We start from the raw sequence: 26741 nt of genomic DNA, 5'->3' as shown, positions 1-26741 counted from the left end.
CGGACGCCGGCCGGCCCCGCCGACGGCCGCCGCCGGGGCCCACCCCCGCGCGGCGGCCTTCGTGCTGCGCGTCAGGCCCGAGGGCCCGTCAGCGGCGGACCCGTCAGAAGTCCATCACCACGGTCCTCCTGCCGCTGCACCGGGTGGGACCGAGACCTCGTACCTCGCCCTGGCCCCACCCGGCTCCGCGTCAGAAGTCCATGCCGCCCATGCCACCGTCGCCCGCCGGCATCGCCGGAGCCTTCTCCGGCTTGTCGGCCACGACGGCCTCGGTGGTGAGGAAGAGCGCCGCGATGGAGGCGGCGTTCTGCAGCGCGGAGCGCGTGACCTTGACCGGGTCGTTCACGCCGGCGGCGAGGAGGTCCTCGTACTCACCGGTCGCGGCGTTCAGGCCCTGGCCGGCGGGGAGGTTCTTGACCTTCTCCGCCACGACGCCGCCCTCGAGGCCGGCGTTGATCGCGATCTGCTTGAGCGGGGACGAGATCGCCGCGTTGACGATCTGCGCACCGGTCGCCTCGTCGCCCTCGAGCTCGAGCTTCTCGAACGCGGCGGCACCGGCCTGGATGAGCGCGACGCCACCACCGGCGACGATGCCCTCCTCGACGGCGGCCTTCGCGTTGCGCACGGCGTCCTCGATGCGGTGCTTGCGCTCCTTGAGCTCCACCTCGGTCGCGGCACCGGCCTTGATGACGGCCACGCCGCCGGCGAGCTTCGCGAGGCGCTCCTGGAGCTTCTCGCGGTCGTAGTCGGAGTCCGACTTGTCGATCTCGCCACGGATCTGGTTCACGCGACCCGCGATGAGGTCGGCGTCGCCGGCACCCTCGACGATCGTGGTCTCGTCCTTCGTGACGACGACCTTGCGCGCCTGGCCGAGCAGGTCCAGCGTCGCGTTCTCGAGCTTGAGGCCCACCGTCTCGGTGATGACCTGGCCGCCGGTGAGGATCGCGATGTCCTGGAGCATGGCCTTGCGGCGGTCGCCGAAGCCCGGGGCCTTGACGGCGACGGACTTGAAGGTGCCACGGATCTTGTTGAGCACCAGCGTCGCGAGCGCCTCGCCCTCGACGTCCTCGGCGATGATGAGGAGCGAGCGCCCCTGCTTCATGACCTGGTCGAGGACGGGGAGCAGGTCCTTCACGTTCGAGATCTTCGACTCGACGATGAGGACGTACGGGTCCTCGAGCACGGCCTCCTGGCGCTCGGGGTCCGTCTCGAAGTAGCGCGCGAGGAAGCCCTTGTCGAAGCGCATGCCCTCGGTGAGCTCGAGCTCCAGGCCGAAGGTGTTGGACTCCTCGACCGTGATCACGCCCTCCTTGCCGACCTTGTCGAGGGCCTCGGCGATGAGCTCGCCGATCGCGGCGTCACCGGCGGAGATCGCGGCGGTGGCGGCGATCTGCTCCTTGGTCTCGACGTCGACCGCAGCGTTGAGCAGCTGCTCGGTCACCGCGTCGACGGCCTTCTCGATGCCGCGCTTGACGGCGATCGGGTTGGCGCCGGCGGCGACGACGCGCAGGCCCTCGCGCACGAGCGCCTGGGCGAGCACGGTGGCGGTGGTGGTGCCGTCACCCGCGACGTCGTCCGTCTTCTTGGCGACCTCCTTGACGAGCTCCGCGCCGATCTTCTCGTACGGGTCCTCGAGCTCGATCTCCTTGGCGATGGAGACGCCGTCGTTCGTGATGGTCGGCGCGCCCCACTTCTTGTCGAGCACGACGTTGCGACCCTTGGGGCCGAGCGTGACCTTCACGGTGTCCGCGAGCTGGTTGAGCCCGCGCTCCATGCTCCGACGAGCCTCCTCGTCGAAGGCGATGATCTTGGCCATGGGGAATGATCCTCCGCTGGTGGCGTGTGGCGGTCGGCCGGCGCCCGCGACGGACGACCCACCGGGCGGCGTTCATGTCACGCCACCGGGCGAGCCTCACCTGTCGACCTGGTGTTGTGCGCCGCGGCCGTGCTGGACGGCCACCTGCGCTGGTCACTTCTGTCACTCTCGCACGGAGAGTGCTAACGCCATTATTGGCACTCGCGCCCGGCGAGTGCAAGGCATCGCCCCCAGGCCCTGATCGCCCTGAGCGGAACCGCACGCCGGAGCACGTCCCGACCTCCCCTAGGATGCGCGGTGTGATCCGCGCAACAACGACGTGGCGCCTCCGGGCCGTGTGCGGCTTCGTGCTCGTCCCCACCCTCGGCCTGGCGGGAGCGACGGCCGCCACGCCCCCGAGCGGCGAGCACATCGACCTCTACCAGGACGGCGTCGCCGTCACCGGGCACGCGCTCCTGCGCCTGCCGCCCGGTGCGACCGCGACCTACCTCGCCGGCAGCCGGGTCCTCGACCCCGGGAGCCTCGACCCGGCGGGGCTCGCGGAGGGCGTCGACCCGGCGGACGGCGAGGCGGACCGGCTCGCGCAGGTCGGCGGCGCCCCGATCGACGCGGCGCTCCTGCTCGACCCCGGCGCCGCGCACGACGCCGCCGCGTCGTCGCGCGCGTGGCTCGCCTCGGGCGTCGTCCCCGGCGCGGACGGCCGGTTCGCGGCGCTCGGGGAGGCAGCGCTGCTCGACCTGCGCTCCCTGGTGCTCGACAACGGGGCGTCGCTCGCGGCGCCGTCCCCGAAGTGGCGCTACGTGTGGCCGCGCGACGCGTCCTTCGCCGCCGCGGCGCTCGCGCGCACGGGCCACGTCGACGACGCGCTCGACGTGCTCGGCTTCCTCGCGCAGGTCCAGGAGGACGACGGGTCCTTCCACGCGCGCTACCTGCCGGACGGGTCCGGCGTCCCCGACGACCGCGGCCTCCAGTCCGACGGCGTGGGGTGGGTGCTGTGGGCGGCGGACGAGGTCCTCGCCGCGGCCCCGACGGACCAGCGGGCCGCCGTCGCCGCCGAGCTGCGCCCGCTCGTCGACGCGTCCGCGGACCACGCCCTCTCGCTCGTCACGGGCCCCGACCCACTGCCGCCGCCCTCGAGCGACTACTGGGAGGTCGAGCCGACGTCCCTCACGCTCGGCACGGCGGGCCCGCTGCTCGCCGGGCTCGAGGCCGCCGCCGACTTCTACCGGCTCGCCGGGGCGAGCGCCCCGCACGAGGAAGCGACCGTCGTCGCGGCGGCCGCGGTCGCGGGAACGCCCGCCGGTCGCGCCGCTCCCGGGACGCCGGCCCGCGCCCTCGACGGCGCCGGGGACGTCTCGTTCGCCGGCACCTGGGCGCGCGCCGGCGCCACGGCACGCGCCGCGGACCGCCTGCGCAGCGCGGTCGAGGAGGCCTTCGCCCCGCAGGGGTACCCACGGCACGTCACCGGAGGGCACCGCGACGCGTCCACCGCGTTCGTGCTGCCACCGTTCCAGCCGGAGGCGCTCGACGGCGCACGCGCCGCCTGGCACGCGTCGGTCACCGACATGCTCCGGCCCGCGGGCGGCCTCGCTCCCGGCGCCGGGTGGCGCGAGGACGGGATCTCCTGGACGCCGCAGACCGCGCTCTACGCGCTCGCCGGCGCGGCGTCGGACGACCCCGAGGACCGCGCCGACGCGCGCGAGTGGCTGCGCTGGGTCGACGAGCACCGCACCGCCTCGGGCGCGATCCCCGAGAAGGTGCTGGCGGACGGGTCTCCCGCCGCCGTCGCACCGCTGTCGTGGAGCTCGGCCCTGGTGGTCCTCGCCATCGTCGAGCTCGACACCGCCCCGGCGGCCTAGTCCCTCTTCCGCGGCCCGGAGAGCGTGCCGAGGTCCGGGTCGTGGCGGACGTCGAACTCCCGGCGCAGCACCCGCTGCGCCGCGTACCACCCGCCCAGCCCGTGCACGCCGGGGCCCGGGGGCGTGGACGCCGAGCACAGGTAGACCCCCTCGAGCCCCACGGCGTACGGGTCGGCGCGGAGCGCGGGGCGCGCCACCATCTGCCACATCGTCACGGCGCCACCGGCGATGTCACCGCCGACGTAGCTCTCGTCGTGCCGGCTCATCTCGGCGGCGGGGATGCAGCGCGACACCACGACGACGTCGCGGAAGCCCGGCGCGAACCGCTCGATCTGCGCCACGACGTCTTCCGTGACGTCACGGTCGGAGCCCGCGGGCACGTGCGCGTACGTCCACAGGGGCCGCAGGCCGCCGGACGCGCGCCCCGGGTCGGCCACGGTCGGGTCGCTGACGAGGACGACCGGGCGCCCCGCGTGCCGGCCGGACGCGACGTCGGCCTCCGCCTGCGCCATCTCGGCGCGCGAGCCGCCGACGTGCACGGTCGACGCACGGCCCACCTCCGGCACGGCCCAGGGCACGGGACCGGAGAGCACGAGATCGACCTTCGCGGCGGCGTCGCCGTGGCGGAACCGGCGCAGACCGGCCTCCGCGCGCGGGGCGAGCCGGTCCGCGAAGACGTCCGCGACGACGCGCGGCGTCGTGTCGAACACGTAGGCGCGCGCCGGCGGCAGGTCGGCGCGGGACGCCACGCGGTGCCCGGTCACGACGTCGCCGCCGTGGGCGCGCAGGTCGTCGACGAGTGCACGGACGATCTCGCCCGACCCGCCGCGCGGGATCGGCCACCCACCGGGCCCGTGGCCGAGCGCCGCGAGCAGCAGCGCCGTCCCGGCCCCGCCGAGCGAGGGCAGCGAGGTGATCGCGTGCGCCGCGACGCCGGTGAGGAGCGCGGCGGCCTCCTCCGTGGCGAACCGGCGACCCCACGCGGCGGTGCCCTGCTCGAGGACCGCCGCCCCGAACCGGGCCGCGGTCGCCGCGCCGGCCGGGCGCAGGACCCGCGCGGGAACCGAGCGCTTGTCCCCGAGCGCGAGCGCGACGGTGTCCCGCCACCCGTGCGCGAGCGGGCCGAGCAGCGCGCGCCACGCGGCGCCGTCGGCGTCCCCGAGCCGCTCGGCCGTGCGGTCGAGGTCCTGGTAGGCGATCCCGGCGCGCCCGCCGTCGAGCGGGTGCGCGTACGAGACGTCCGGGGCGAGCAGCTCCACCCCGCGCGCCCCGAGGTCGAAGGCCTCGAAGAACGGGGACGCCCACGCGAGCGGGTGCACCGCCGAGCACACGTCCTGGACGATCCCGTCGGCGAGGCCCAGGTCGAGCGTGCGCGAGCCCCCGCCGACGGTCGGCTGACCCTCCAGCACGCGGACGGCGAGCCCGGCGCGCGCGAGCGTGACCGCGGCGGCGAGACCGTTGGGTCCCGACCCCACGACGACCGCGTCGAGGTTGTCCGCCACGCGTCAGCGCCCGCGCTGCACGGCGGTCAGAGAGGCCGCACCTGCTCGGCCTGCGGGCCCTTGGCGCCCTGCCCGAGCTCGAACTCGACCTCCTGCCCCTCCTCCAGCGTCCGGTAGCCGTCGGTCTGGATGGCGCTGAAGTGGACGAACAGGTCCTGCCCGCCGCTGACGGGGGTGATGAACCCGTACCCCTTCTCCGAGTTGAACCACTTCACGGTGCCCTGAGCCATCGAGGTCTCCTCGTGCGTCGTCGCCCACGGGGCTCCCTCGGCCCTGCGGTACGCCGAGCCTAGCGGCGTCGGCGCGCGCGGGGAAGGTCGCGACGGCACCGGACGGCGCTCCCGCCCAGCTGGACGAACGTCCTGGTCAGGGCCGACGAGCGGGCCCCGCCGCGGAGGTCAGCCCGCGGGCGTGAGCTCCGTCGTGATGACGACCATGACGTCGCCCGACCGCAGCGTCTCCTGGCTGACCTGCTCCGCGGGGATGCCGAGGATCGCGGCGACGGCGGCCGCCGTGTCGCTGCGGTTCTCCGTGTACCAGATGACGTTGCCCGAGGCGCCCGAGTCTCCCGGGAAGTCCTCGGCCGTGACGTTCGTGAACCCTCGGGCGTCGAGGGCTTCCTTCCCGCTGCCGGCCGCCCCGTTCGGACCACCGTCGTTGAGCACGCGGACGAAGGCGCTCGGGTCCGCCACCTCGAGGAGCGCGTCGACGTCCGGCGCCGCGGGCGTCTCCTCGACGGGGGCCTCCTCCTCGGCGGGGGGCGCTTCCGTCTCGGCCGGCGGCTCGGTCGTCTCCTCCGTCGTCGGCTGCGACTCCTCGCCCGACGGCTCGCTGGACTGCGCCTGCGGCGGCGCCTCCTCGGACCCGCCGGACAGCAGCGTGACGCCTCCGTAGGCGAGGCCCGCGAAGACCACGGCGACCAGGAGGAACGGCCACGTCTTGCTCCACCCGCTGCGCGGCGTGCGGTGCACGCCGACCGGGGCGCCCTGCGGCGCGGGAGCGTCGAACTCGTCGGGCGCGTAGGGGTAGCGGCTCTTCGTCACGGCGACAGGGTAGCCCGGTGGACGCCGATGGCTAAACGCCCTGTTCGCCGGACTTTCACCCGCCGGGGCGGTGCCGAGGGGTCAGATCCCGCCGAGTCGACGCGCCGTGCGGGCCCGCTGTCGGCTGGAGCGCATGCGCCGCAGCCGCTTGACCAGCATCGGGTCGTGGGCGAGGGCCGCCGGGGAGTCGATGAGGGCGTTGAGCACCTGGTAGTACCGCGTCGCCGACATGTCGAACAGCTCGCGGACCGCCTGCTCCTTCGCGCCGGCGTACTTCCACCACTGCCGCTCGAACGCGAGGATCTCGCGGTCCCGCTCGCTGAGACCCGACGCCGCGCCGCCGCCGTGGTCCGGCCCCTCGGCCGCGTCGGGGCCGTCGAGCACGTATGCCGCCTCGCCCATCGGTCGCCTCCTGCACGATCTCGTCACCGGGCCTGCCGTCGCCGTCTTCGCGACGCACCCGCCCGTCCGGCGCCCAGGATATACGCAGCGAACCACAGCGCTGTGATTCGCCCCACCGGTGCGGGCTAGGCTCGTGGACCGTGGAGAGCGCCGCCGGAACGACCCGTCCCCCGCTCGCGAGCGTCATGGCCCCGGACTGGGCGCACGCGCTGGAGCCCGTGGCGCCCCAGATCCACGCGATGGGCGACTTCCTGCGCGCCGAGGTCGCCGCCGGCCGTGAGTACCTCCCCGCACCCGACGCGATCCTCAACGCGTTCTCGCGGCCGCTCGCCCAGGTACGGGTGCTCGTCGTCGGGCAGGACCCGTACCCGACGCCCGGCCACCCGATGGGCCTGTCCTTCTCCGTCCAGCCCCACGTGCGGCCCGTGCCGCGATCTCTGCAGAACGTCTTCACCGAGCTCGCCGACGACGTCGGCGCCCCCACTCCCGCGAACGGCGACCTCTCGGCGTGGAGCGACCAGGGCGTCATGCTGCTCAACAGGGTCCTCACCGTTCGGCCGGGCGAGCCCGGCTCGCACCGCGGGCAGGGCTGGGAGACCGTCACGGAGGCGGCCATCCGCGCGCTCGTCGCGCGCGACGCCCCGCTCGTCGCGATCCTGTGGGGCCGCGACGCGGCGACGCTGCGGCCGATGCTCGGGGACACGCCCGTCGTCGCGAGCGCCCACCCGAGCCCGCTCAGCGCGCGCCGGGGCTTCTTCGGGTCGCGCCCGTTCTCGCGCGTCAACGCGCTGCTCGAGGAGCAGGGCGCTGCCCCGGTCGACTGGTGGCTCCCGGCGGCGCCTGCCCGCTGACGGCGCCGAGGAGCACAATGGCCCCGTGACGACGCAGAACCCGACGACCTCCCCGCACGCCGGCAACGCCTCGACCGCGCCCGAGAGCCCGCCCCGGTGGACCAGCTACGTGGCGGTCGGCGACTCCTTCAGCGAGGGGCTGTGGGACCCGTACCCCGGCACAGAGGACCACCAGCGGGGGTGGGCGGACCTCCTCGCCCAGCACCTCGCCGTCCGTCGCGTCGCCGCCGGGGCGGAGCCGCTGCGCTACGCCAACCTCGCGATCCGCGGGCGCAAGCTGCGCTCCATCCTCGCCGAGCAGGTGCCGGCCGCGCTCGAGCTGCGCCCGGACCTCGTGAGCGTCGTCGGGGGCGGGAACGACATCCTGCGCCCGAACGCCGACGTCGACCGCCTCGCGCGCGACCTCGAGCACGCGGTGGTGCGCCTGCGCTCCGCCGGGATCGACGTGCTCATGGCGACGGGCTTCGACTCCTCGCGCTCCCCCGTCGTGAGCCTCACCCGCCCGCGGGTCGGCGTCTTCAACGCCCACGTGTGGGCGATCGCCCGCCGCCACGGCGCCTACGTCCTCGACCTGTGGGGCATGCGGGCCCTGCAGGACTGGCGCATGTGGTCCGAGGACCGCATCCACCTCACGCCCGACGGCCACCGGCGCGTCGCGCAGGGCGCGCTCGTGGGCCTCGGGCAGGACCCCGACGACGAGGCGTGGGAGGACCCGCTCTCCCCCCTGCCGCCCTCCCCGGTGCTCGACCGGGCGCGGCAGAACGCGCAGTGGGTCCGCACCCACCTGCTGCCGTGGGCGCAGCGCCGCCTGCGAGGCACGTCGTCCGGCGACGGGCGGGTGCCGAAGGCGCCCGAGCTCCTGCCCGTGCCGCTCGCGCGGGACTGAGCCCCCCGGCGGGGCAGCGCCCCGCGGACGTCGTCCTCGACGCACGACGGCGCCCCCGGTCCGTACGAACCGGGGGCGCCGTGCCGAGCCGCCTGTCGGAATCGAACCGACGACCGTTCGCTTACAAGGCGAGCGCTCTACCGACTGAGCTAAGGCGGCGTGCCGGGGTGCCGGACGAGAGAGCAGACTACCCGCTCGCCCGGCGCCCCGTACCCGGGTCGCGTCAGCCCTGCGCGGCCTCCACGGCCGACGACAGGGCGGTCGGGTCCTGCCAGTTGCCGTCCCAGCGCTCGCCGTCGATCGTGATGGTCGGCGTGCCGAACCCGCCGGACTGCGGGTTGCTGAGCGCCTCGTCCTGCGTGACGAGGCTCGTCGCCGTCGCCACCCAGTCGGCGTACGTCTCCGCGGCGGTGCCGTCCGCGATCTGCGCGGCGACGTCGGCGGGTGCGCCGGCCTGCTCGGCGAGGTCCGCGATCTGCTCGTCGGTGAGGCCCTCGGTGCCCTCGGCCGGCTGGTTCTCGAACATGAGCGTGTTGAACTCGTTCATCGCCTCCGGCGCCTGGTCCGCGACGAACGCCGCGGCGGCGGCGGCACGGGTCGAGAACTGGGAGCCCTGCGACGTGCGGTCGAGGATCGAGACCGGGTGCAGGACGACGGTCGCGTCGCCGGACTCCCGCAGCGCGTCGAGCGTCTCGCCGTTCGTCTCCTCGAACGTCCCGCAGATCGGGCACATGTAGTCGAGGTACACGCCGATCTCGACGGCCTCGGCACCGTTGTCGGTCCCCGCGACGCCCTCGGCGCCCATGGGGATGCCGCCGTCGTCGGTGGAGTTCGCCGGGCTCTCGACCTGGCTGAGGTCGCCCTCGGCGACGGCGTCGAGCGTCTCGTTGCGGTCGTTCATCGCCGGGATCCAGATGGCGAGGAAGACGCCGACGAGCACGAGCAGGCCGCCCACGAGCGCGCCGATCGTGATGAAGCGGTTGCGCTTGTCGCGCTTGGCCTGCGCCTCGCGCATCGCGAGCGCCTCGGCGCGGGCGGCCTCGCGGCGCTGGGCCTTGGTCTGGGGTGCGTTGCTGGTCATGGTGGTCCTTCGGGTCCGGGTACGACGTCGCCGTCCGGGGCGACAGGGTGCGGGGGCGGCGTGCCGTCGGGCTCGCGCGGCGGCGAGACGTCAGGCCGGGACGACGACCGGCGGACCGCGCCGCGTGCGCACCACCGCGTCGGCGAGGTGGCGGAGCGGGTCGGGCAGGACGTCGGGCCGCGGGAGGCGCGACGCGAGCGGGCGCGCGACCGGGCCGTCGTGGCCGCGGAGACCGCCCAGGACCCGGGCGACGACGGCGCGCAGCACGCGGGCGGCGCCGGCGGACAGGTCGCGCGCACGGGCGTGGGCGCGACGCGCACGTGCCGACATCCCCCACGCGACGACGGCCGCGGCGGCGTGCGCGACGAGCACGGGCAGCGCGAGCGCGCCGAGCACCGTGACCATCGCGGCGGGCTCGCCGCCGAGCGCGGTGCCGGACGGGCAGTCGGGCGCGGCGTGGACGAGCGCGAGCCGCATGCCGGCGACGCCCCACATGCCCGGGAGGTCGGCGCACTGGTGCACGACGGCGATCCCCCGCGCTGCGAGGTGCGTCCCGAAGGCGGCGGCGAGCGCGAGGACGAGGAGCACCGGCCCGGCCAGGCGGGCGGCCGCAGGCACGACGGACGCGCGGTTCACGCCGCGGGTCAGCCCGCGCTCGACCGTCGTCCGGAGCACGCCGCTCAGCGTACACACGCCGCCTGGGACCGGGCTGACAGCGTCCGGGACGACGAGTCCGGACGTGCACAGGACCGCGGACCGGCCCGTCCCGAGGCTCAGCCGAGGTCCGGCGGGCCCGGGAAGGGCCACCACTCGACGCCCTGACCTGTGACCAGCAGCACCACGCCCACGACCGTGAGCACGAGACCGACTCCCACGAGCACGAGGGTCCCGGTCCGGCCGGGCGCGACGCGGGCGAGCGCCGTCCGCGTGCCGTAGCGCGTCAGGTAGGTCAGCGGGCCGACCCACGCGAGGACGACGGCCGCGAGCATCGCCAGGCACAGCAGGACGGTCGTGACGACCGGGGCGTTGCCGCCGTCGGGCCCGCTCACGACGACCAGGCGATCGCCCTCGAGCAGCCACCAGCCCGCGACGACCACGAGCACGCCGGCGCACGCCGCGACGGTCAGCGAGGGCAGCGCGCCGAGGAGCGCCCGGACGAGGTACCAGGGCGAGGCGGCCGCCGAGCGCGCGGTGTCGCTGCGCTGGACCCCGCGCCGTTCGCGCCGGGTGTGCAGGGACTCGGTCGTCACCCCGACGACGCGCGCCACGACGACGAACGCCGCGAGCACCGCGAACGCGACGCCGGGCGCGACGGCGGCGAGCAGCACGAGCGGGACGGCGAGCAGCGCGAGCGCTGCGCGCCGGCGCGCGGGCACGGGCCGCTCGTACAGCGGCTCCTCCGGCGGCGGCGGCACCGGGGCGCCGAGGTCGTCGAGCAGGTCCGGGGAGCCGGCGGGCACCGCGACGGTGCGGCCGTCGTTGACCTGCGTCTGCGACACCGGCAGCGGCGGCGGGACGACCTGGACGGGAGCGCCGTGCCCTGCCTCCCACGCCGCGGCGGCCGCAGCGGGGCCCACGACCTGCGTCGCCCCCGTGGGCAGGCCCACGACCTGCGTCGCGGCGTCGCCGGCGTCCGCGGCGTGCCGCAGCGCGGCGACGACCTCGGTCGGGCCGAGGCGCTCCGCCGGGTCGGCCTGGAGCGCGCCCGCGAGCGCCGCCGCCGTGACCGGTCCGAGCCCGGCGAGGTCGGGGTGCCCGCTGCGGGCGCGCGCGAGCACGACGTCGGTCGGGCGGACGCCGAACGGTGCGCGCCCGGTCGCGGCGTAGGCGAGCAGCGCGGCCCAGCCCCACCAGTCGGTGTCGGCGCTGGGGCTCGCGCCCTCGAGCAGCTCGGGCGCGAGGTACCCGGGGGTGCCCATGACGAGCCCGGTCGAGGTCACGCGCGCGTCCTCGAGCGCCTGGGCGATGCCGAAGTCGATGAGGACGGGGCCGCGCGAGGCGATGAGCACGTTGCTCGGCTTGAGGTCGCGGTGCACCACACCTGCCCCGTGGACCGCCTCGAGGGCGGCGGCGAGCTGGTCCGCGAGCTCGTACAGATCCCACGGGTCGAGCGGGCCGCCGTCGGCGATCTCGTCCTCGAGCGTGGGGCCGTCGACCAGCTCGGTGACGATGAACGCGTCGGGGCCGTCCAGCTCGACGTCGAGGATCTGGGCGACCGCGGGGTGGCGCAGGCGCTGCAGGGCGAGGGCCTCGCGGCGCAGCCGCTCGCGGCCCTGGGCCGCGGCGTCCCGGTCGACGTGCGCGTGGAGCAGCTTGATGGCGACGAGGTTCCCGCCGCCGTCGTGCGCGCTGTGCACGGTGCCCATCGCCCCGGCGCCGAGGCGCGCTCCGATGAGGTAGCCCCCGACCTCGCTGCCGGGAGCCGGTCCGCGACCGTCGGGCGACGCGACGCGCTGCGTGGACTCCTCCATGGTGACAAGGTATCCGCAGACGCGCGGCACGGCGGCCCGGGACGGTGGCCCCACTGCGGGCGCCGCCTCCGACGACCGACGAGCCGACTACCCTGGGACCACCCAGGCGTGATCCATCGAAGCTCAAGGAGAAGTCGATTGTCAGGCAAAGAAGGGTTCGATCTCGTCGTCGTCGCCAACAGGCTGCCGGTGGACTTCACGGTCGAGCCCGGGGGTGACGTCCGGTGGAACCGGTCGCCCGGCGGCCTCGTCACGGCGCTCGCGCCGGTGATGCAGGCGTCCGACGGGGCCTGGGTCGGCTGGTCCGGTGCGCCCGACCTCGCGAGCGACCCCTTCGACGCCGACGACATGCGTCTCGTCCCGGTGACGCTGAGCAAGGACGAGATCGAGCGGTACTACGAGGGCTTCTCCAACGACACCCTGTGGCCGCTCTACCACGACGTCATCTCCCCGCCGACGTACCACCGCACCTGGTGGGACGTGTACCGCCGGGTCAACCAGCGCTTCGCCGACGCGGCCGTCGCGCAGGCGGCGGAGGGCGCGGTCGTGTGGGTGCACGACTACCAGCTCCAGCTCGTGCCGCAGATGATCCGCGAGCAGCGCCCGGACGTGCGGATCGGGTTCTTCAACCACATCCCGTTCCCGCCCCTGGAGCTGTTCCAGCAGCTCCCGTGGCGCCGGCAGGTGCTCGACGGCCTGCTGGGTGCCGACCTGGTCGGCTTCCAGCGCGCGGGCGACGCGGCCAACTTCATCCGCGCGGTGCGCCGGCTGCGCGCCTACACCACGCGCGGCCCGATGATCACCGTCCCGGGCCCCGACGGCCACGACCGCCACGTGCGGGCGGCCGCGTTCCCCATCTCGATCGACTCGCGGCACTTCGACGAGCTCGCCCGCACGCCCGAGGTGCAGCGCCGCGCCGAGGAGATCCGCGCCGACCTCGGCGACCCGGACGTCATGATGCTCGGCGTCGACCGGCTCGACTACACCAAGGGCATCCGGCACCGCATCAAGGCCTACGGCGAGATCCTCCAGGACGGGCGCCTCGACGTCGAGCACGCGACCCTCGTCCAGGTGGCGAGCCCGAGCCGCGAGAACGTGGACGCCTACCAGGAGCTGCGCGAGCACGTCGAGGGCCTCGTCGGGCGCATCAACGGCGAGTACGCCGAGATCGGGCACGCGGCCATCCACTACCTGCACCACTCGTACCCGGCCGAGGAGATGGCGGCGCTGTACCTCGCGGCCGACGTCATGCTCGTCACGTCGCTGCGCGACGGCATGAACCTCGTCGCGAAGGAGTACGTCGCGGCCCGCTCGGACGACCGCGGCGTGCTCGTCCTCTCGGAGTTCACCGGCGCGGCCGACGAGCTCGCCTCGGGCGCGCTGCTGGTCAACCCGCACGACATCGACGGGATGAAGGACATCATCGTGGCGGCCTCGCACATGGATCACCGCGAGCAGCGCAAGCGCATGCGCAAGCTGCGCCGGCGCGTGCTCAACGACGACGTCGCGAAGTGGTCGCAGTCGTTCCTCGGGGTGCTCACGGCCATGCCGTCGCGCGTCCCGCGACCGCACGGCCGGACCGCCGACCCGGCCGCGGCCGTCGCCGGCGCCGCGGGGGGCGGGGCGTGAGCGCGACGGGGTCCCCGAACGCCCCCGAAGAGCGGCCCGACGAGCTCGCCGCCGCGGTGCGCGGCTTCGCGACGGCGCCCGGCGCGAGCCTGGTCGCGCTGGACTTCGACGGCACCCTCGCTCCGCTCGTGGACGACCCCACGGCCGCGCGCATGGCGCCGTCGGCCCGCGCCGCGGTCGACCGGCTCGCCGCGGCCGTCGAGGGCACGACGACGCGGCTCGCGCTCGTCTCCGGCCGAAACCTCAGCGACCTCGCGCGGTGCAGCGAGCCCCCGCCCGGGACGTACCTCGTGGGCAGCCACGGCGCCGAGACGGGCCACGTCGGCCCGCACGGGGTCGACGCGGTGCCGCTCGAGCTGACGGCGGACCAGGAGCGCAAGCTCGACGAGCTGCGCGCGGGGTTCGCCGCCGCCGTCGCGGGCCGCGAGGGCGCGTGGGTGCAGGACAAGCCGAGCGCCGCCGTCCTGCACACTCGGCTCGCCACGGCGGACGACACCGCGGCCGCCGTGGCCGCCGCCGACGCCGTCGCCGAGCACCTCGGGCTGCACGCCATGCACGGCAAGGACGTCGTCGAGGTCGCCGTGGTCGAGACGTCGAAGGGCGAGGCGGTGGACCGGCTGCGCGACGTCGTCGGGCAGGACGTCGGCACCGGCGGCCGCGCGCGCGTGCTGTACGCGGGCGACGACACGACGGACGAGACGGCGTTCGCGGTCCTCGCCGACGGCGACCTCGGGATCAAGGTCGGCGCCGGCGGGACGCGCGCGACGCACCGCGTCGCGGACGCCGACGGGCTCGCGGCCGCTCTCGCGGCCCTCGCCGCCGCCGTCGAGGAGACCGTCGACCGATCGTGACCGGGGTGTGACCCAGCACTCACCCACCGGGGGTAGTATCGGCTGCACGATGACGTCGGGTCCCTCGGGGCCCGGCTTCTTCTGTGTCGTCGATGACACGCTCGTCCGCCCTCGCGAACAGCTACGTCGACGTGGCACGTCACTGCACAACGGATCGTCCGGCACGTACCTGCCGGTGGAGGGATGTACCAGTCATGGCTACGGTCACCTACGACCACGCGAGCCGGATCTACCCCGGGACCGAGCGCCCCGCGGTCGACCAGCTCAACCTGCACATCGAGGACGGCGAGTTCCTCGTCCTCGTCGGCCCCTCGGGCTGCGGCAAGTCCACGTCCCTGCGCATGCTCGCGGGCCTCGAGGACGTCAACGCGGGCAACATCTACATCGGCGACCGCGACGTCACGGACGTCCAGCCGAAGGACCGCGACATCGCGATGGTCTTCCAGAACTACGCGCTGTACCCGCACATGTCCGTCGCGGACAACATGGGCTTCGCGCTGAAGATCGCCGGCACGCCGAAGGCGGAGATCCGCCAGCGCGTCGAGGAGGCCGCGAAGATCCTCGACCTCACGGAGTACCTCGACCGCAAGCCGAAGGCGCTCTCCGGCGGTCAGCGCCAGCGCGTCGCCATGGGCCGCGCGATCGTGCGCCAGCCGCAGGTGTTCCTCATGGACGAGCCGCTGTCGAACCTCGACGCCAAGCTCCGCGTGCAGACCCGTACGCAGATCGCGTCGCTCCAGCGCCGCCTCGGCGTCACCACGGTCTACGTCACGCACGACCAGACCGAGGCCCTCACCATGGGCGACCGCATCGCGGTCCTCAAGGACGGCCTGCTCCAGCAGGTCGGCACGCCGCGCGAGATGTACGACACGCCCGCGAACGTGTTCGTCGCCGGCTTCATCGGCTCGCCGGCCATGAACCTCGCGCAGTTCGAGGTCGAGGGCGGCTACGCCAAGATCGGCGACGCGCGCGTCCCGCTCGAGCGCGACGTCGCGGGCCAGCTGTCCGAGGCCGACAAGAACCACGTCACGCTCGGCTTCCGCCCCGAGGCGCTCGACGTCGTCACGCAGGCCACGGAGTCGTCGTTCCCGGTCGAGGTGAACCTCGTCGAGGAGCTCGGCTCCGACGCGTTCGTGTACGGCACGCTCGTGGGCCCGCGCGCCCTCGAGGCGCACGTCACCTCGGGCGCCGGCGAGAACCAGGTCATCGTCCGCGTCGACCCGCGCAACGTCCCCGCGAAGGGCGAGCGCATCTACGTCACGATCCGCCCGGGCCAGTCGCACGTCTTCTCCTACGCGACGGGCCAGCGCCTCTCCTGACGCACCGCACCGCCGACGGGGCGGGTCCGACCTCCGGGTCGGGCCCGCCCCGTCGTCGTCCCACCGGTCGTCTCCCGCGTCGGCCCGCGAGCCGGCCTCCGCGTCGCGCCCGGACGAGGCGCGCCACGAGGCGCACGGCACGCGGGCACCGCCGAGCATGGACAATGGTGGGGTGACGGTGCACACCCTGCAGATCACCGCGTCTGCCCCCGACTCGGCCCTGCTCGACCTCCCGTGGGACGTCCCTCTCGAGGAGTGGCCCGCCGAGACGCTGGCCGCGCTGCCCCGCGGCATCTCCCGCCACATCGTGCGGTTCGTCCGTCTCTCGGGTCGCGTCATCGCCATCAAGGAGATCGGCGAGTCCGTCGCGTACCGCGAGTACGAGCTCCTGCGCCAGCTGCGGCGGCTGGAGGTGCCGTCCGTGGTGCCCGTCGGCGTCATCACGGGTCGCAAGGCGCCCAGCGGAGAGCCGCTCGAGGCGGTGCTCATCACCGAGCACCTGCAGTTCTCGCTCCCGTACCGCGCGCTGTTCAGCCAGTCGCTGCGCCCCGACACGGCGACACGGCTCATCGACGCCCTCGCAGCACTGCTCGTGCGCCTGCACCTGGCGGGCTTCTACTGGGGCGACGTCTCGCTGTCGAACACGCTGTTCCGGCGCGACGCGGAGACGTTCGCCGCCTACCTGGTGGACGCGGAGACGGGCGACCTGCACCGCGAGCTCTCCTCCGGTCAGCGCTCGTACGACCTCGACCTCGCGCGCACCAACATCATCGGCGAGCTGATGGACCTCTCGGCGGGAGAGCTGCTCGACGAGGACGTGGACGAGGTCGCGATCGGCGACTCGCTGGTCGAGCGCTACAACGAGCTGTGGAACGCGCTGACGACGGCCGAGTCGTTCGGCGCGACGGAGCGGTGGCGGGTGGCCGCGCGCATCGAGCGCCTCAACGACCTCGGCTTCGACGTCGACGAGCTCGCGATCACGACGGACATCGATGGCATGACGGTGCAGATCCAGCCGAAGGTCGTCGACGCGGGGCACCACTCACGCCGGCTCCTGCGCCTCACGGGTCTCGACGTCCAGGAGAACCAGGCACGGCGCCTGCTCAACGACCTCGACTCGTACCGCGCGGCCACGGACCGGCAGAACGACGACGAGGAGTTCGTCGCGCACGACTGGCTGAGCGGTGTGTTCGAGCCGACGATCCAGGCCGTGCCGCGCGACCTGCGCCGCAAGCTGGAACCGGCCCAGCTGTTCCACGAGATCCTGGACCACCGGTGGTTCGTCTCCGAGCGGGCCGGCTACGACGTGCCGATGGCGGAGGCGACGCGCTCGTACGTGGAGACCGTGCTGCAGCACCGCCCGGACGAGAAGTCGGTCCTGGGCCTCGCCCCGGGAGAGAAGGATCCCGAGTACTACGGCTGACCGTCTGCGCCCCGGCGGCCACACGGGCTGCCGGGGCGGCCGGCTCAGGCCTCGACGGAGCGCAGTCGCGCGACCTCGTAGAGCGAGATGCCGGTGGCGACGGCGGCGTTGAGCGACTCGGTGTCGGAGCCGATCGGGATGGAGGCGACGACGTCGCACGCCTCGCGCACGAGCCGCGACAGCCCCTTGCCCTCGGAACCGGCGACGACGACGAGCGGCTCGGTCGCGAGCGTGAGGTCGCCGATCGCGGTGGTCCCGTCGGCGTCGAGCCCGACGACGAAGCACCCGGCCTTCTTCAGCTCGCCGAGCGCGCGCACGAGGTTCGTCGCCCGGGCGACGGGCACGCGCGCCGCGGCGCCCGCGGACACCTTCCACGCCGACGCCGTGACGCCCGCGGCCCGGCGTTCCGGCACGAGCACGCCGTGCGCGCCGAACGCGCCCGCGGAGCGCAGCACCGCCCCGAGGTTGCGCGGGTCGGTCACGCCGTCGAGCGCGACGACGAGCGGGGGCCGGCCCAACGCGGCCGCGGCGTCGAGCAGGTCGTCGACGTCGGCGTAGTCGTAGGGCGGCACGCGCAGCGCGACGCCCTGGTGCACGGCGCCGTCGGTCAGCCGGTCGAGCTCGGGCTTGCCGACCTCGAGCAGCTCGTAGCCGCGCCCCGAGACGATGTCGAGGATCTCGCGCGTGCGGTCGTCGGCGTCGAGCCGGGAGAAGAGGTACACGGCCTCGACCGGGATGCCGGCGCGCAGCGCCTCGAGCACCGAGTTCCGCCCGGCCACGACCTCTTCCGCGGCCCCGCGGCCCTTCGGCCCGGAGCCCCCGCGTCCGCCGCGCGTCGCGCCGGGACGCTGGCCCGCGGCCTTCTTCTCGGCAGCGACCTTGCGCTTGTGCGCCGCGTGGTAGACGCGGTCCTCCGCCTTGGGCGTGGGGCCGCGGCCCTCGAGCCCCTTGCGCCGCTGCCCGCCGGAGCCGACGGTCGCGCCCTTCTTGCTGCCGGGCTTGCGCATCGCGCCGCGTCGTTGTGAGTTGCCTGCCATGGGTCTACCCGTCGTGTCGTCGGTCGTTCAGGTCGTGGTCGCGCGCCGTGGGGCCGGTGGTCAGGCGAGGCTCCACCGCGCGCCGTCGGCGGAGTCCTCGACGACGATCCCCGCGGCGCCGAGCCGGTCCCGGATCGCGTCCGCCGTGGCGAAGTCCCGTGCGGCGCGCGCCTCGGCACGGGCCGCGATCTCCGCGCCCACCACGGCGTCCAGGGCGGCGGCGTAGCGCGAGTCGCCCGACTCCCCCCACCGAGGGTCCGCCGGGTCGAGGCCCAGCACGTCGAGCATGGCGCGCAGGGCCACGAGGTGGTGCCGCGCGACGGCGTCCGCCGCCGCCGTCCGGTCGGCGAGGGCCGCGTTGCCGGCGCGCAGGTGCTCGTGCACGACGGCGAGGGCCGCGGGCACGTTGAGGTCGTCGTCCATCGCGGCGGTGAACGCGGCCGGCAGCTCGACGTCACCCACGTCGCCGACGTCCCCCACGCGCTCGGTCGCGCGCTGCACGAACCCGGCGAGGCGCTCCCACGTCGCCTCGGCCTCGCTGACGGTCGCGGGCGTCCACTCGAGCATCGAGCGGTACTGCACGGCCACGAGCGCGTACCGGACGACGACCGGGCGCGTCGTCGCGAGGACCTCGCTCACGAGCAGCCCGTTCCCGAGCGACTTGCTCATCTTCGCGCCGCCCTGCGTGACCCACGCGCTGTGCAGCCAGTGCTGCGCGAACGCGTCCCCGGCCGCGCGCGACTGGGCGAGCTCGTTCTCGTGGTGCGGGAAGCGCAGGTCCAGGCCGCCGCCGTGGATGTCGAACGTGTCCCCGAGGTAGCGGCGCGCCATGGCCGAGCACTCGAGGTGCCAGCCGGGACGTCCGCGGCCGAACGGGGTGTCCCACGACGCGGTCGCCGGCTCGTCGGCCTTGGGCGCCTTCCACAGCGCGAAGTCGCGCGGGTCGCGCTTGGCGGCCGCCTCGTCCGCGCCCGACGGCACGTCGTCCGGGACCGGGTTGAGGTCCTCGAGGCGCTGGTTGGTGAGCGCGCCGTACTCGGGCCAGGACCGCACGTCGAACCAGACGTCGCCGGGCGCGGTGACGTACGCGTGGCCGCGCTCCACGAGGCGCTGGACGAGCTCCACCATGTCGGGCACGTGCCCGGTGGCGCGCGGCTCGTACGTCGGCGGCAGGACGCCCAGCGCGTCGTAGGCGGCCGTGAACGCCCGCTCGTACGTCGCCGCCCACGCCCACCACGGCTCGCCCGCCGCGGCGGACTTGGCGAGGATCTTGTCGTCGATGTCGGTGACGTTGCGGATGAGGGTCACCCGGGACCCGGTGCGCCGGAGCCAGCGCACGAGCACGTCGAACGCGACGGCCGAGCGCATGTGGCCCACGTGGGGCGCCGCCTGGACCGTCGCGCCGCACAGGTAGATGCCGACCTCGCCGGGTGTCCGGGGCACGAAGTCGCGCACGTCCCGCGTGGCGGTGTCGAACAGGCGAAGGGTCACGTGCGCAAGGTTACCGGGGACGGTCGTCCGGGGCGGAACGCGACGGCTCCGCAGCCGTCCGGTGCGCGCGGGCGGTCCCTCAGCCGAAGGAGCGCCCCTCGCCGCGGTAGGTGGGCACGACGTCCACGACCTCCTCGCCGCGCACGAGGTGCACGACGTCGAAGCGCTCCATGAGCTCGCCCGCCTTGGCGTGCCGGAACCAGACGCGGTCACCCACGTCGAGCGCGCCGCCGTGACGGCCGGTGCGGCGCAGCGGCGTCTGCACCTCGCCCGCGCCCTCGCGGCGCGACAGCGACCATCCGGGCGTCGCGACCCGGGGCAGCCGCGTACGCGACGCGGCGCCGGAGGCGATGTAACCGCCGCCGAACGCCGTCACCCACCCGTCGGCCGGGACGCGGACCACGTCGAGGCCGAAGAACGCCGCGGGCCGGGGCCGGAACGCGCGGTAGCCGTCGAACAGGCCCGGCACGTACAGGCCCGACCCGGCCGTCACCTCGGTGACCACGGGGTCGGCCGACGACGACTCGAGGGATCCGGTGCCTCCGGAGTTGACGAGCTCTGGCTCGCGGCCGAGGACGCCGCCCACCGCGGCGACGACCGCGCGGCGGCGCGTCGCGAGGTCGGCGACGGACGCCCGCTTGACGAGGCGCACCACCGGTCCGGTGTCCGGGAGCCCCGCGACCTGGGCCTCGTAGAACATCACGCCGCGCAGCGTCGTCGCCGGCTCGGCCGCCACCTGCGCGGCGAGCGCCGCGGCGTCGTCGGGCGTGCGCACGGGCGAGCGCCGGGTGCCGAGGTGCAGGGCGAGCGGCCCGACGCCGAGGCGCAGGGAGGCGTCGACGTCGAGGCACAGCTGCACCGGCGGTGCGTCGCCCCCGCCGCCGGACGCGTCCAGCGCCCGCCGCACGAGGGCGAGGTGCGCGGGCTCGTCGACCATCAGCGTCACTTCCCGCCGCGCCGTCGCGTCACGCGCCAGCCGGGCGAGCGCGCCGCGGTCGGCGCTCGGGTAGCCCACGAGCACGTCGCGCGCACCGTGCCGCACGAGCCACAGCGCCTCGCGCAGCGAGTAGGCCATCACCCCGCTGAGGCCCTGCTCCGCGGCCCGCTCGACGAGCGCGCGGACGCGGACCGACTTCGACGCGAGCCGGACGGGCGTGCCGCCGGCGCGGTCGAGCAGCTCGGCCGCGTTGGCGTCGAACCGGTCGAGGTCGACGACGGCCAGCGGCCCGTCCAGGCCGGCGGTCGCGCGTCGTAGTCGCGCGAGCAGCGTGCGCGGCGCCTCCGGCGCGTCGTGCGCACCGTGCTCGTCGTGGCCATCGGTCCCTGCCGCGCGGCCCCCCGGCACGCGGGCGCTCGTCGTCGGGTCGCCCATGCGAGAAACCTAGCGCCACCCGGGGATGACAGCGGTGCCTGCTCGCCGTGTCGTGAGAGCCTTCGTGCTGTGACGCCTGCACCGATGCCGGCGGCGCCCGCCGACGGGCCCCGCACCGCGGACGACGACGTCCGCCCCTGGACGAACTGGGCACGTACCGCCCGGGCGACCCCGCGCCGTCGCGCCGCCCCCCGCGACGAGGCCGAGCTCGCCGCGCACGTGGCGCGCGCCGCGGCGGACGGGCTCCACGTGCGGGCCGTCGGCGCGGGGCACTCGTTCACGCCCGCCGCCGTGACCGACGGCCTGCTGCTCGACCTCGACCGTCTGGGCGCGGTGGAGCGCGTCGAGCGGGAGGGAGGCACGACCCTCGTGACGGTCGGCGCGGGGATGCGGCTCCACCGGCTCAACGAGGTCCTCGCCGCGGCCGGCCTGGCCATGCCCAACCTCGGCGACATCGACCGCCAGTCGGTCGCCGGAGCGATCTCGACGGGGACGCACGGGACCGGCGCGCGGCTCGGCGGGCTGGCGACGCGCGTGCGGGGCGTGCGCGTCGTCGGTCCCGACGGGCAGGTCCGGGAGGCCACCGCGAGCGAGGACACCGGGCTGTTCGAGGCGAGCCGGCTGGGGCTCGGCGTCACGGGCGTGCTCTCGGCCGTCACGCTCGAGGTCGTGCCCGCGTTCCTCCTGCGCGCGCAGGAGGAGCCGTGGCCGCTCGAGCGCGTGCTCAACGGGCTCGCGGCGCCGGACGACGACCCGGACGGGCTCGTCGGCGGCAACGACCATGTGGAGTTCTACTGGTTCCCGCACACGCGGCGCACGCTGACCAAGCGGAACAACCGCCTCGCGCCCGACGAGGAGGCGGCGGAGCTCGAGCGGCTGCGGACGTCGGGGCCGGGCGCCGTCGCGCGCGCCCGCACCTGGCTCGACGAGGAGCTGCTCTCGAACGGCGCGTTCGAGCTCGTCAACCGGGTCGCGACCGCCGTGCCGCGCCTCACCCCTCGGCTCAACGCCGTGTCCGCGCGCGCGCTGGCCCCGCGCACCTACGTCGCGCCGTCGTACCAGGTGTTCGTCACGTCGCGCCGCGTGCGGTTCCGCGAGATGGAGTACGCGGTGCCGCGCGAGCACCTCGTCGACGTGCTGACGGCGATCGACCGGTGGCTCGAGCGCTCGGGCGAGCGCGTGCCGTTCCCCGTGGAGGTGCGGTTCGCGGCGGCGGACGACGTGTGGCTGTCGACGGCGCACGCGCGCGCCACCGCGTACGTCGCGGTCCACCAGTACGCGCGGCTGCCCCACGAGCGGTACTTCGACGCGGTGGAGGGCGTCGTCGCCGAGGTCGGCGGCCGCCCGCACTGGGGCAAGCTCCACGGCCTCGACGCCGCGCGCCTGCGCGAGCTCTACCCGCGGTTCGACGACTTCATCGCGGTGCGCGACGCCGTCGACCCTGACGGCGTGTTCGCGAACGCCTACACCGACCGGGTGCTGGGCGCCGTCCGCTGAGAGACGTTCAGGAGGCCTTCCCGCCCGCCTCCGCGGGCGGCACCACCTGGGTGAGCACGTAGTCCGCCAGGGCGTGGAAGCTCGCGACGGCCGCGTCGTCGTCCTGCTCGACGAGCCACGCGATCTCGATGCCGTCGATGTACCCGGCGACGAGGCGGGCGAGGAACCGCGTCTCGAGCTTGTACGTCACCCCGGCGCGGCGGGCGACCTCCTGGAGCACGCCCTCCGTCATGTTCCACGTCTGCTCGAGGTGCGCGTGGGCGACCGAGCGCAGCGCCCGGCTGCGCACGCCCGCCGTCGCGAACTCGAATGTCAGCAGGCGCATGTGCCGCCGAGGCGTGAGCCCTTCCCAGAGCGCGTCCGCCGCGGCGTGCGCGAGGACCTCGATGTCGGTGCTCGCCTCGAGCGACGCGCGGACGGGCTCGGAGGCGACGAGAGCGAGACTGTTCCCCATCGCCTGGAGCAGCTCGTCCTTGTCCTCGAAGCAGTAGTGCACGACACCGAGCGAGACGCCCGCCTCGGCAGCGACGCCCCGGATCGTGACGGCTTCCACCCCTTCGCGGACGGCGATGGTCATCGCGGCGTCCACGAGCTGGGCCCGGCGTTCCTCGACGGACATTCGGTTCATGTGCAAATCGTTCCATATGTCGTGCTTCGAATGGGTTCAGCACATCTATGCACTGGCCACGATCCTAGTGTTCGCGCCGCCTCCTGGCACTCTGGGCGTGTCGCGCGCACACTGGGGTCCGCCGGCGCTCCCCGCGGCCCCGGCCGCCCCGCCGACCCACCGAACGGAGCCCCGTGCACCGCCCCGCCGCCCGACGCCTCCTGGCCGCCCTGACGACGGTGACCGTCCTCGTCGCCACGACCGCCTGCGGGTCGCCCGACGAGAGCCCCGCGCCGACCGGCCCCGTCACGTACGACGTGCCCGGCGCGCCCGTCTCGATCACCGCACCGGCGGGGTGGGAGCGGTCGACGCAGGACGGCGCGTTCGTCGTCCGCTCGCCCGAGGCCCAGGGCGCTCCCGCCGTGCGGCCGAACGTCGTCGTCACCGCCGAGGCCACCCCGGAGACGCTCGAGGAGGCCGGCGCGGACACCGAGGCCTACGTCGAGGACCTCGCCGGCTGGGCGCACGACACGGACGCGCAGGGCGTCACGACGCTCGGGGAGGCCCCCGCGTACCGGGTCTCCGGCAGGTTCGAGGCGTCCGGCGTCTCGGTCGCGCAGGAGATCCTGCTCGTCGGGTCGGCCGCGGCCGACGGCCCGTGGGTCGTGCACCTCACCGCGTCCTACGCGCCGGACGACGTCGAGGGGGCCGCGCAGGCGCGAGAGGCCCTCGCGAGCGTGCGGGTCGCGCCCGCCGGCTGATCCCCGCTCACGCCGGCGCACGTACCGCCACCACGAGCGCCGTCGCGACCGCGGCCACGCCCTCGCCCCGTCCCGTGAGGCCCAGCCCGTCGGTCGTCGTCGCGGTGAGCGTCACGGGTGCGCCGGCCGCGCCGCTGAGCACCGCCTCCGCCTCGGCCCGGCGCGACCCGACCCGGGGCCGGTTCCCGATCACCTGGACCGCGACGTTGCCGATCTCGAACCCGGCGTCACGGACCCGCCGCGCGGCCTCGGCGAGCAGGCTCGTGCCGCTCGCGCCCGCCCACTCCGGCGCGCTCGTGCCGAAGTTCGACCCGAGGTCCCCCAGCCCGGAGGCCGAGAAGAGGGCGTCCGCAGCGGCGTGGGCGGCGACGTCGGCGTCCGAGTGGCCCGCCAGTCCTCGCTCGCCCGGCCAGTGCAGCCCGCCCAGCCACAGCGGACGACCCGCCGCCTCGTCCGAAAACGCGTGCACGTCGACCCCGACGCCGGTCCGCGGCAGCGCGGGCGCGCCGGACGCGCCGGATGTGCCGGCCCGGCCGGACGTGCCGGTCGGGCCCTCGGAGGGGGCGGGGGCACCGGGCGGGGGTGCGGCGGTCATCGGGCCTCCTGCAGCGTGAGCGCGGCGACCCGCAGGTCGTGCACCGTGGTGATCTTCGCCGCGGCGGTCTCGCCCGGGACGACGTGCACGTCGACACCGAGGTCCTCCACGAGCCCGGCGTCGTCCGTCGCGGCCAGCGACTCGTCCCCCTCGCGGTGCACCGCGGCCGCGTGCGCCCGTTCGAGCAGGGCCCGGTCGAACCCCTGCGGGGTCTGCACGGCGCGCAGCGCGGCGCGGTCCACGGTCTGCGTGACGCGCTCCACCCCGTCCGCGCCGGGCGCGACGCGCTTGATCGTGTCGGTCACCGGCAGCCCGGGGACGACCGCGCCGTGCCCGGCCCGCACGGCGTCGACGACGCGGCGGACGAGCTCGGGCGAGGCGAGCGGGCGGGCGGCGTCGTGCACGAGGACGACGTCGACCTCGGCACCCCCGCCCGCCGGCGGGAGCTGCCCCGCGGCGGCGGGATCCCGCTCCGCCAGACCGGCGCGCAGCCCGGCGGCGACCGACGCCTGCCGCGTGCCGGCACCTTCGACGGCCCGCACGGGACGGTCGACCCCGGGGTCCGACCACAGCATCGCCGCCACGTGCGCCGTCAGACCGGGTGGCGTCGTCACGACGAGGGAGTCCACGACGCCCGAGGCGCACAGACGACGCGCGGCGTGGACCACGAGCGGAAGGCCCTCGAGCTCGACGAGCGCCTTGGGCAGGTCCATCCCGAGGCGGGACCCGGAGCCCGCGGCGGTCAGGACGGCGAGAGTCGGCACGGCCACACCGTAGCCCGGTCGGACCGCGACGGGGACATCACCGTCCACGACGACGGGAGGGCGACCGTCCGTGCGGACGGTCGCCCTCCCGTGGGTCGGTCCGGGTGCGAGCCCGGAGCGTCAGGACGCGAGCACCTCGTCGAGGATCGCCTCGGCCTTCTCCTCCTCGGTGTGCTCGGCCAGCGCGAGCTCCGAGACGAGGATCTGGCGCGCCTTGGAGAGCATCCGCTTCTCGCCGGCGGAGAGCCCGCGGTCGGCGTCGCGGCGCGAGAGGTCGCGCACGACCTCCGCCACCTTGATCACGTCGCCCGACGCCAGCTTCTCCAGGTTCGCCTTGTACCGGCGCGACCAGTTGGTCGGCTCCTCGGTGTAGGGTGCACGGAGCACCTCGAAGACGCGGTCGAGACCTTCCTGGCCGACGACGTCACGCACGCCGACGAGGTCGACGTTCTCGGCTGGGACTTCGATGGTCAGGTCGCCCTGAGCGACCTTGAGCTTGAGGTAGATCTTGTCCTCGCCGCGGATCGTGCGCGTCTTGATCTCCTCGATCAGAGCGGCGCCGTGGTGCGGGTAGACAACGGTCTCGCCTACTGTGAACGTCATCTTCAGATGTCCCCTTTCGCGGAGGCCCACCTTACCACGCGCATCTGTGGAAATCCGAGCCCGCCCCTGCCCCGGACCACCCCCCGCGAGCACGTCCGTGCAGGTCAGCTCACGTGTTCGACCCGGTTCCACGTCCGCCGACCGACGCCGTCCCGGCAGCCTCTCGAGCCCCGCCGCGGCCCCTTCCCGGCCGAACCCTGTGTCGCGCGACGTGACGCCGCTCACGCAGGCCGGGGCGCGCCTCGGCGAGCCCTCCTCGCGCGCGCCGACGCACTAGGCTGGGGGCGGACAGCACCGCCCCCTCGCGCCCCTGGAGAGCACGTGACCCGCACCACGACCACCCGAGCAGCCCGGACCCCGCGGTTCTGGGCGGTCCCCGTCGTCGTCGCGGGCGTGGCCCTCACCGCCGCGTGCTCCCCGATCGAGACGGACCGCCCCTACTCCCCGTCGGACGGGCAGCGCGTCTACCTCACGGAAGACCTGAGCGCCCACAACCTCCTCATGGTGAGCGCGGGCGAGGGCTTGCCCGGCACGCTCCTGGGCGCCTTCGCGAACGACTCCACCGAGGACGTCGAGTTCACGATCGCCCCGGAGGGCGGGGCCGCTCTCACGGTGCCCGTCCCCGCCGGCGGGGCCGTCTACCTCGGCGCGGACGACGGCTTCGACGCCCAGCTCGGCAGCGTCGACGCACCCCCCGGAGCCACCCTGCCGATGGTCGTCGGCGTGAGCACCGGCGAGGAGGCGGACGTGCCGGTCCCGGTCATGGACGGCACGCTCGAGGAGTACGCGCCGTACGTGCCCCGTCCTCAGCTCCCCTGACCTCGAGGGCCCTGCCCCCTCAGCCCCACGACGACGGCGCCGCCCCCTGCGAGGGGCGGCGC

25 protein-coding genes and 1 tRNA gene are annotated in these 26741 nt (G+C 75.0%); 10 read left to right on the top strand and 16 right to left on the bottom strand.

From position 1 onward, the window contains the following. Nucleotides 1–190: 190 nt before the first annotated feature. Nucleotides 191–1816, bottom strand: a complete 1626-nt coding sequence (gene groL / locus ACFTZA_RS16670) for a chaperonin GroEL (protein ID WP_378197471.1) — start codon at nt 1814–1816, stop codon at nt 191–193. Nucleotides 1817–2115: 299 nt separating this feature from the next. Here groL and ACFTZA_RS16665 point away from each other — a divergent pair, with 299 nt between their 5' ends. Beyond that, nucleotides 2116–3675 (top strand): glycoside hydrolase family 15, encoded by a 1560-nt coding sequence (locus ACFTZA_RS16665; RefSeq protein ID WP_378197468.1) that lies wholly within the window; start codon nt 2116–2118, stop codon nt 3673–3675. On the opposite strand, the gene ACFTZA_RS16660 is transcribed toward ACFTZA_RS16665, so the two are convergent. The 4 genes from ACFTZA_RS16660 to ACFTZA_RS16645 all read right to left on the bottom strand — a co-directional run bounded on the left by ACFTZA_RS16660 (nt 3672) and on the right by ACFTZA_RS16645 (nt 6622). Then, nucleotides 3672–5177 carry a phytoene desaturase family protein gene (locus ACFTZA_RS16660; RefSeq protein ID WP_378197465.1) on the bottom strand — a complete coding sequence of 502 codons (1506 nt, stop codon included), beginning with the start codon at nt 5175–5177 and terminating at the stop codon, nt 3672–3674. The genes ACFTZA_RS16665 and ACFTZA_RS16660 overlap by 4 nt on opposite strands. Before the next feature lie 26 nt (nt 5178–5203). Beyond that, on the bottom strand, nt 5204–5407 hold the full coding sequence (locus ACFTZA_RS16655; protein WP_378197462.1) for a cold-shock protein: 204 nt from the start codon (nt 5405–5407) through the stop codon (nt 5204–5206). Nucleotides 5408–5575: 168 nt separating this feature from the next. Continuing rightward, nucleotides 5576–6220, bottom strand: a complete 645-nt coding sequence (locus ACFTZA_RS16650; RefSeq protein ID WP_378197459.1) for a LytR C-terminal domain-containing protein — start codon at nt 6218–6220, stop codon at nt 5576–5578. Nucleotides 6221–6301: 81 nt separating this feature from the next. Next, nucleotides 6302–6622, bottom strand: a complete 321-nt coding sequence (locus tag ACFTZA_RS16645) for a DUF3263 domain-containing protein (RefSeq protein ID WP_378197456.1) — start codon at nt 6620–6622, stop codon at nt 6302–6304. Nucleotides 6623–6762: 140 nt separating this feature from the next. Between ACFTZA_RS16645 and ACFTZA_RS16640 the strand changes: the two genes are divergently transcribed. After that, on the top strand, nt 6763–7473 hold the full coding sequence (locus tag ACFTZA_RS16640) for a uracil-DNA glycosylase (RefSeq protein ID WP_378197453.1): 711 nt from the start codon (nt 6763–6765) through the stop codon (nt 7471–7473). Nucleotides 7474–7498: 25 nt separating this feature from the next. Further along, nucleotides 7499–8359, top strand: a complete 861-nt coding sequence (locus tag ACFTZA_RS16635) for an SGNH/GDSL hydrolase family protein (RefSeq protein ID WP_378197450.1) — start codon at nt 7499–7501, stop codon at nt 8357–8359. An 86-nt stretch (nt 8360–8445) separates the two neighbouring features. Here the strand turns inward: ACFTZA_RS16635 and ACFTZA_RS16630 are convergent. The 4 genes from ACFTZA_RS16630 to ACFTZA_RS16615 form a co-directional block, all read right to left on the bottom strand. After that, nucleotides 8446–8518: transfer RNA gene (locus ACFTZA_RS16630), tRNA-Thr, on the bottom strand. A 64-nt stretch (nt 8519–8582) separates the two neighbouring features. After that, a complete protein-coding gene (locus ACFTZA_RS16625; RefSeq protein WP_378197447.1) occupies nt 8583–9440 on the bottom strand; it encodes a DsbA family protein in 858 nt (285 codons plus the stop codon). A 90-nt stretch (nt 9441–9530) separates the two neighbouring features. Continuing rightward, nucleotides 9531–10115 (bottom strand): hypothetical protein, encoded by a 585-nt coding sequence (locus tag ACFTZA_RS16620; protein ID WP_378197444.1) that lies wholly within the window; start codon nt 10113–10115, stop codon nt 9531–9533. A 98-nt stretch (nt 10116–10213) separates the two neighbouring features. Further along, nucleotides 10214–11911 carry a protein kinase gene (locus tag ACFTZA_RS16615; RefSeq protein WP_378197441.1) on the bottom strand — a complete coding sequence of 566 codons (1698 nt, stop codon included), beginning with the start codon at nt 11909–11911 and terminating at the stop codon, nt 10214–10216. A 138-nt stretch (nt 11912–12049) separates the two neighbouring features. Between ACFTZA_RS16615 and ACFTZA_RS16610 the strand changes: the two genes are divergently transcribed. From ACFTZA_RS16610 to ACFTZA_RS16595, 4 genes are all read left to right on the top strand, one after another. Continuing rightward, nucleotides 12050–13540 (top strand): trehalose-6-phosphate synthase, encoded by a 1491-nt coding sequence (locus tag ACFTZA_RS16610; protein ID WP_378197438.1) that lies wholly within the window; start codon nt 12050–12052, stop codon nt 13538–13540. Further along, on the top strand, nt 13537–14391 hold the full coding sequence (gene otsB / locus ACFTZA_RS16605) for a trehalose-phosphatase (RefSeq protein ID WP_378197435.1): 855 nt from the start codon (nt 13537–13539) through the stop codon (nt 14389–14391). Before ACFTZA_RS16610 ends, otsB begins: the two co-directional genes overlap by 4 nt. A 194-nt stretch (nt 14392–14585) precedes the next feature. Then, nucleotides 14586–15710: an ABC transporter ATP-binding protein gene (locus tag ACFTZA_RS16600; RefSeq protein ID WP_378197432.1), complete on the top strand. Its 1125-nt coding sequence runs from the start codon at nt 14586–14588 to the stop codon at nt 15708–15710. A gap of 157 nt (nt 15711–15867) precedes the next feature. Next, nucleotides 15868–17133, top strand: a complete 1266-nt coding sequence (locus ACFTZA_RS16595; protein ID WP_378197429.1) for a DUF4032 domain-containing protein — start codon at nt 15868–15870, stop codon at nt 17131–17133. Nucleotides 17134–17177: 44 nt separating this feature from the next. Here the strand turns inward: ACFTZA_RS16595 and rlmB are convergent, their stop codons facing one another. The 3 genes from rlmB to ACFTZA_RS16580 all read right to left on the bottom strand — a co-directional run bounded on the left by rlmB (nt 17178) and on the right by ACFTZA_RS16580 (nt 21033). Next, on the bottom strand, nt 17178–18170 hold the full coding sequence (rlmB, locus tag ACFTZA_RS16590) for a 23S rRNA (guanosine(2251)-2'-O)-methyltransferase RlmB (RefSeq protein ID WP_378197426.1): 993 nt from the start codon (nt 18168–18170) through the stop codon (nt 17178–17180). 60 nt (nt 18171–18230) lie between these two features. Further along, on the bottom strand, nt 18231–19661 hold the full coding sequence (gene cysS / locus ACFTZA_RS16585; protein WP_378197422.1) for a cysteine--tRNA ligase: 1431 nt from the start codon (nt 19659–19661) through the stop codon (nt 18231–18233). Nucleotides 19662–19740: 79 nt separating this feature from the next. Beyond that, on the bottom strand, nt 19741–21033 hold the full coding sequence (locus tag ACFTZA_RS16580) for an alanine racemase (RefSeq protein ID WP_378197419.1): 1293 nt from the start codon (nt 21031–21033) through the stop codon (nt 19741–19743). A gap of 84 nt (nt 21034–21117) precedes the next feature. Between ACFTZA_RS16580 and ACFTZA_RS16575 the strand changes: the two genes are divergently transcribed. After that, nucleotides 21118–22530: a D-arabinono-1,4-lactone oxidase gene (locus ACFTZA_RS16575; protein WP_378197474.1), complete on the top strand. Its 1413-nt coding sequence runs from the start codon at nt 21118–21120 to the stop codon at nt 22528–22530. Nucleotides 22531–22537: 7 nt separating this feature from the next. Here the strand turns inward: ACFTZA_RS16575 and ACFTZA_RS16570 are convergent, their stop codons facing one another. Next, nucleotides 22538–23158 (bottom strand): TetR/AcrR family transcriptional regulator, encoded by a 621-nt coding sequence (locus tag ACFTZA_RS16570; RefSeq protein WP_378197416.1) that lies wholly within the window; start codon nt 23156–23158, stop codon nt 22538–22540. Nucleotides 23159–23331: 173 nt separating this feature from the next. Between ACFTZA_RS16570 and ACFTZA_RS16565 the strand changes: the two genes are divergently transcribed. Further along, nucleotides 23332–23898: a hypothetical protein gene (locus tag ACFTZA_RS16565; protein ID WP_378197413.1), complete on the top strand. Its 567-nt coding sequence runs from the start codon at nt 23332–23334 to the stop codon at nt 23896–23898. A gap of 7 nt (nt 23899–23905) precedes the next feature. Here ACFTZA_RS16565 and ispF read toward each other — a convergent pair whose 3' ends face one another. From ispF to ACFTZA_RS16550, 3 genes are all read right to left on the bottom strand, one after another. Beyond that, nucleotides 23906–24493 carry a 2-C-methyl-D-erythritol 2,4-cyclodiphosphate synthase gene (gene ispF / locus ACFTZA_RS16560; RefSeq protein WP_378197411.1) on the bottom strand — a complete coding sequence of 196 codons (588 nt, stop codon included), beginning with the start codon at nt 24491–24493 and terminating at the stop codon, nt 23906–23908. Continuing rightward, nucleotides 24490–25257, bottom strand: a complete 768-nt coding sequence (ispD, locus tag ACFTZA_RS16555; RefSeq protein ID WP_378197408.1) for a 2-C-methyl-D-erythritol 4-phosphate cytidylyltransferase — start codon at nt 25255–25257, stop codon at nt 24490–24492. Before ispD ends, ispF begins: the two co-directional genes overlap by 4 nt. Before the next feature lie 120 nt (nt 25258–25377). After that, nucleotides 25378–25860, bottom strand: a complete 483-nt coding sequence (locus ACFTZA_RS16550; protein WP_024841917.1) for a CarD family transcriptional regulator — start codon at nt 25858–25860, stop codon at nt 25378–25380. Nucleotides 25861–26181: 321 nt separating this feature from the next. Here ACFTZA_RS16550 and ACFTZA_RS16545 point away from each other — a divergent pair, with 321 nt between their 5' ends. Continuing rightward, nucleotides 26182–26679 (top strand): hypothetical protein, encoded by a 498-nt coding sequence (locus ACFTZA_RS16545; protein WP_378197404.1) that lies wholly within the window; start codon nt 26182–26184, stop codon nt 26677–26679. Nucleotides 26680–26741: the final 62 nt, after the last annotated feature.

Origin of the sequence: Cellulosimicrobium sp. NPDC057127 (genome assembly GCF_042670945.1) — a bacterium.
Lineage (GTDB): Bacteria > Actinomycetota > Actinomycetes > Actinomycetales > Cellulomonadaceae > Cellulosimicrobium.
This window is presented reverse-complemented; position numbering and strand designations above follow the sequence as displayed.